Raw genomic sequence first — 5,058 nt, forward strand, 5'->3', positions numbered from 1 at the left:
TATATTAGATAACAATATAATAAATATCTAAAGAAATTATATTAGTTTTCATCATCACTTTTAAGCATATTAATGCAGTAAATAATTACATTTATAAGAGATGATATAAAGGTTACAAAGAACCCATAATGGTTGGAAACTAAACTGTCTACAATATTTGCTTCACCTGAAATTAGAAGCATATGCCAAGTTAAAAAAAGATAAATACAGGTAAGAGGAACAAGTGATAAAAAAGTGAAAGTAGCAATCACCTTGCCCTTAGAATTACCTGATGAAAATAGTAAAATTCCTGATATAATTATCCAAACTGTTAAAGGAGAAAAAAAGTAGTTAACTTCCTGTGTATATACAATAGGTTCATTAAAGCTAAACCAGGGCATAAACATTCCTAAAGCAGTTAAAATGTAAAAAAGAATAATTAATCTTTTTATAGACACTTAATCATCTCCTAGTTGCATCCAAAATAGGATTAATCTAATAATTATATGGTAACATATATATTAATATTAAGTTTCAATATATTGTAAAGTTTTTATAAAGTTACTTAAACAATTTAGCAATATTATTAGTCTAATATGTGAAGAAAGCTTTAAGGAGGGGGATATGTTTACTTTAGGCAGGGTGTCAAAAAAAGAGTTTGAAGAGTTTGTAGTAGAGAATCAAGTGTATCTATATAAGATGGCATTTACTTACCTTAAAAGTGAAGAGGATGCACTAGATATAGTTCAAGAAAGTATTCTTAAAGCATATAAAAGCTTAAGAAAAATAGAAAACAAAAATTACCTTAAGACCTATGTTACACGAATAGTAATTAATACATCCTTAACATATATGAAAAAAGAAAAAAGAACATTGTCTTATTCTCAAGATATATTAGAAGCAATTATTAATAAGAATAGTGCTGAAGATAATATAGAAGTTAATTTAGAAATATTAGATGATGAACTTCGAGGAATTATAGTTTTAAAGTATTATTATGGTTACACAATTAGAGAAGTATCAGAAATACTCTTAATTAAGGAATCAGATGTTAAGAATAGAATTCATAAAGCTTTAAATTTGTTAAGAAAAGATATTAAGGAGGATAATTATGAATAATAATGATGGGCAAAAGCTAGACATTAATAAGATTATTATCCCAGACGAATTAGGTGAAGTTGTTACATCATCCCTTAAAAAGGGTAGAAGAAATAGATTAAAGTCAAAGGTGAAGGGGGGGGCCCTAAGTATATTAATATTATTTTTAGGGTTTACTATAGCAGTTAATACGGTTGACTCTGTAGCATCTGCTGCCTATAAAATTCCATGGCTTAGAGAACTTACAAGACTTATAGACTTTGACCGTGGATATGAAAGTTCTGTGGATAAGAAGTTAGTTGAGGATATAGGGTTTGTAGAAACTAAGGGGGGAGTAACCCTTAGAGTTAATACTGTAGTTGGGGATTATAAGGGACTATGGGTTGGATATGAGGTTATATCTGACTATGAAGCTGAAGAAGCTGTAAGTGTTAGTTCACCAGCTATGATAACCTATGGAAGTTATTTAGAGGATTATAGCATAACTGATAGATACTCATTTATAGGATTTGAGACTCCTGTTAGGGAGTTTAATATAAAGTTTGATATTAAGAACGTAAAGACTCAAAAGGTAACAGCTCAGTTTAATGTTCCAATTAAGCTAAATGAGAATATGTTAAAGTCAACATTAAAGAAGGAAGATATACAGAAAGTTAAGGTTAGTACCAGTTTAGGAGACCTTGAGCTATTTGACTTTGAATCAACAATAACAAGAACTAGGGTTAAGGTTAGATTAATAAGTGATAAGTATAAATACTCAGGCTTTGAAAATCCAAGACTTATAGTAGATGGGAAGATTCATAAAAGGGCTCCATCCCATTCCTTATCAGGAAGTGAAGAATATGAAGTGATTGAATTCCAAGGGGGAATTAATGGAGCTAAAAGCATAGAGTTTATTTGTGATGGAGTCTACTATATGTATAGGGATGGCAACGAAATAGAGCTTGATCTTAAGAACAAAACAATCGAGAAGAATAAGTACAATATTGAGATAGGAAGTATAACAGAAAGTGAGGTTATTCTTAAAACTACACAACTTAAAAATATTAGCATAAGCTTTATTAATACACTAGACGGTTATACAAAGGGTGAGAGGCAGTGGACCTGTATGGGAAGAGATGAGTTTAGTAATTACCCTATAGAGATATTGTTTAAAATAGAGAAGTTATGTGATAAGGCTAATATTAAGGTTGATTGGGCAGTTATAGGTATGACAGAAGAAGTTAGACAGATTATTAGGTAATGACTTATTAATGTATAGGGGGTAAGAATATGTTTAGCTTTAGTAGTATAGGTAATAAATCCTTTGAAGACTATATAGTTAGTAACAAGGTTAACTTATATAAAGCAATATATATCTATACTAGAGAGGAAAAAGTATCATTAAATATACTTAAGATAACTATAGAGGAAGCCTGTAAAAACCTTAGAAAATTTAAAAATAAGCCTCAGTTAAAGGTATTTTTGATTAATTTAATTAGAGAAAAATCCATAGCTGAACTTAAAAAAACTGAATTAATAGATGACATAGACCTAAAGGATAGTCTTGTAAATCAGTTAATAGAGATGTACTGGGAGGGTGATAGTAATGAATAGTAATGATAAGTCAAAACTAGACATTAATAATATAGTTATCCCAGATTCTCTAAATGAAGTGGTTAATTCTTCACTTAAAAGGGGAAGAAGAAGGAGGATTACTTCTAAACTTAAGGGGGTAGCCCTATCCTTAGTTGTCGTAATGATTAGTTTTATTCTAGGAGTTAATACAATTGATGCTTTTGCATCAGCAGCATATAAGATTCCTTATCTTAGGGAATTAACAAGACTTGTTGACTTTGATAAGAGGTATCAGAATTCCATAGATAAGAATTTAATTAAGGAAATTGGATATATAGAAACTAAGAGTGGAGTAACACTAAAGGTTAACTCAGTTGTTGGAGACTATAAGAGTCTTTGGGTTGGACACAATGTTATATCTAATTATGAATTAGATGAGAGTGTATCTATTGATCATACTAAAACAAATGCCACAGTTGGGTGGACTAACTTTAATGATAGTGGGGCTAAGAACAGATATATTACTATGATGTTTAAGGAGCCAACTAAGGAATTTGTTCTTAATTATATCTATACAAATAGAGGGACCAACAAGGTAGTAGCAAAGTTTAGTGTTCCTATTAAGCTTAGTGAGGAGATGTTAAAGTCTACACTTAAGAAGGAAAATATAAAGCCTATAAGCATAGCTACAAGTGCAGGCAACCTAAAGATATACGACTTTGCATCAACTATTACAAGAACTAAGTTTAAGATAAGTCTTGAAAGTAATAAGTATAAGTATTCAGCACTTAAAGACCCAGAGTTAATAATAGATGGTAAGTCCCATAGAATATCACCAGGATTTTATAGCACTGAAGGGGAAGAAGATGTTGTAGAATTTGAGGGAAGTATACAGGGAGCTAAAAGCATAGAATTTAAGTGCAGTGGGGTTTATTATATGAATCGTGAAGGGAATAGACTCTATATAGATTTTAAGAAGAAGACAATAACTCCTAATGATTATGGAATAGAAATAAACTATATTAATACTATGGGCCTTGGACTTAAGACAACCAAAATCAAGCATCTTACTAATGGTAATGTATATAATATGGAGGGGGCCCCAATAAGTTCAAGTACTGGTGTTTCAGATCTAGGAGATGAGTCTAAGGGACTTGAAATAGAGTATATAATACCTAAGAATATAGATAGGGGATATATAGATATTTCAGGTGCTTATATGGGACTTACTGAGAAGATATGTATAAATTTAAAATAATATTGAAAAAGGTGGTTAATGCCACCTTTTTTTATTGTGAAATTAGGCTTATGGTAACCTTATCATAACTTTTTTACCTCTAAAATTTGATATTATTATATATATACTTACAATAACTTACATTAAGTTATATAATGTAAGAGAAATAAAATATAATATGTAGTTTAAGGGGTAAGGTAATGAGTGAATCAAGAGCTGACAGAAGAAAAAGTAAATCAAGAAAAAAAGTTATTATAGGAAATATAGTTGGACTAGCTATTATAGGTGTTGTAGGCCTTGGAATATTTGGTGCAAGTAAACTATATGCTAACTATTTTGGAGATAAAGGTTCAGAGGTAAGTGCAGAAAAGAAAAAGGAAGAGGCTAAACCAAAGCCAACAGATATTATAAAGGATTATAACTTAACATATGAGGGAAAAAATTACTCAGTACCTGCCAAGGACGTTGAAGCTATGCTAAACAAAACTTATGTAGGTGAGGGTAAAAAGGTGTTTTTAACATTTGATGATGGTCCAAGCCCTAATACTGAAAAGGTATTAGATGTACTAGATAGGGAGAATGTTAAGGGAACATTCTTTGTACTTGGTCAAAGATTAGAAGATGACAAATCTAAAGTATTACTTAAAAGATCTGTAGAAGGTGGACATGCTATAGCTAACCATAGTTATACACATAATCTTAAAAAGTTATACCCAGGAAGAAGGGTAAATGTGGATTACTTTATGGAGGAATTCAATAAGACTAACAATCTTATGAAGGAAATCCTAGGTGAAGAATTTAATAGTACAGTTCTTAGAATGCCAGGTGGTGAAATGTCTAGAAAGCATTATAAAGACTCAAACCTTCCAGCACTTAAGGAAGCATTTGCAAAGGACGGAATAGTAAGTATTGACTGGAATGCATTAAATGGAGATGCTGAGGGTAAGAAATACTCAACAGAGCAAATGATGAAAAGAGTTATATCATCAACTGCTGACCAGCAAAATGTAGTAATATTAATGCATGATACATTTGGTAAGGATAAAACAGCAGAAATGCTACCACAAATAATTAAGTTCTACAAAGAACAGGGCTACGAATTCAAAACTATAGGAAACTAAAGTTGTAACAGGTGGAATAAGTTAGCCTGAAAACCTTATAAGAAGGTGTCAAAAGTAAAAATTTAA

6 protein-coding genes are annotated in these 5,058 nt (G+C 30.8%); 5 read left to right on the forward strand and 1 reads right to left on the reverse strand.

All coding sequences use genetic code 11. The features are described from left to right. Positions 1-41: 41 nt before the first annotated feature. Positions 42-437 (reverse strand): hypothetical protein, encoded by a 396-nt coding sequence (locus RR539_RS10320; protein WP_332474733.1) that lies wholly within the window; start codon positions 435-437, stop codon positions 42-44. 166 nt (positions 438-603) lie between these two features. Here RR539_RS10320 and RR539_RS10325 point away from each other — a divergent pair, with 166 nt between their 5' ends. The 5 genes from RR539_RS10325 (at position 604) to RR539_RS10345 (ending at position 4,992) form a co-directional block, all read left to right on the forward strand. Then, positions 604-1,098, forward strand: a complete 495-nt coding sequence (locus tag RR539_RS10325) for an RNA polymerase sigma factor (RefSeq protein WP_332474732.1) — start codon at positions 604-606, stop codon at positions 1,096-1,098. Further along, positions 1,091-2,320, forward strand: coding sequence for a DUF4179 domain-containing protein (locus RR539_RS10330; protein ID WP_332474731.1), 1,230 nt, complete (start codon positions 1,091-1,093; stop codon positions 2,318-2,320). The genes RR539_RS10325 and RR539_RS10330 overlap by 8 nt, the downstream gene beginning before the upstream one ends. A 29-nt stretch (positions 2,321-2,349) precedes the next feature. Then, the gene (locus RR539_RS10335) at positions 2,350-2,673 is read left to right on the forward strand and encodes a hypothetical protein (RefSeq protein ID WP_332474730.1); all 324 of its coding nucleotides are present in this window, start codon (positions 2,350-2,352) and stop codon (positions 2,671-2,673) included. Beyond that, on the forward strand, positions 2,666-3,892 hold the full coding sequence (locus RR539_RS10340) for a DUF4179 domain-containing protein (protein ID WP_332483814.1): 1,227 nt from the start codon (positions 2,666-2,668) through the stop codon (positions 3,890-3,892). Before RR539_RS10335 ends, RR539_RS10340 begins: the two co-directional genes overlap by 8 nt. 179 nt (positions 3,893-4,071) lie before the next feature. Further along, complete coding sequence (locus RR539_RS10345; protein WP_332500413.1) at positions 4,072-4,992, forward strand: polysaccharide deacetylase family protein; 921 nt, start codon at positions 4,072-4,074, stop codon at positions 4,990-4,992. Positions 4,993-5,058 lie beyond the last annotated feature (66 nt).

Source organism: Clostridium sp., from assembly GCF_036639235.1.
Lineage (GTDB): Bacteria > Bacillota > Clostridia > Clostridiales > Caloramatoraceae > Clostridium_AB.

Bases quoted from the DNA above. Each gene is read 5' to 3' on its own strand.
- RR539_RS10325 (WP_332474732.1), top strand. From the start codon at position 604: ATGTTTACTTTAGGCAGGGTGTCAAAAAAAGAGTTTGAAGAGTTTGTA.
- RR539_RS10330 (WP_332474731.1), top strand. From the start codon at position 1,091: ATGAATAATAATGATGGGCAAAAGCTAGACATTAATAAGATTATTATC.
- RR539_RS10335 (WP_332474730.1), top strand. From the start codon at position 2,350: ATGTTTAGCTTTAGTAGTATAGGTAATAAATCCTTTGAAGACTATATA.
- RR539_RS10340 (WP_332483814.1), top strand. From the start codon at position 2,666: ATGAATAGTAATGATAAGTCAAAACTAGACATTAATAATATAGTTATC.
- RR539_RS10345 (WP_332500413.1), top strand. From the start codon at position 4,072: ATGAGTGAATCAAGAGCTGACAGAAGAAAAAGTAAATCAAGAAAAAAA.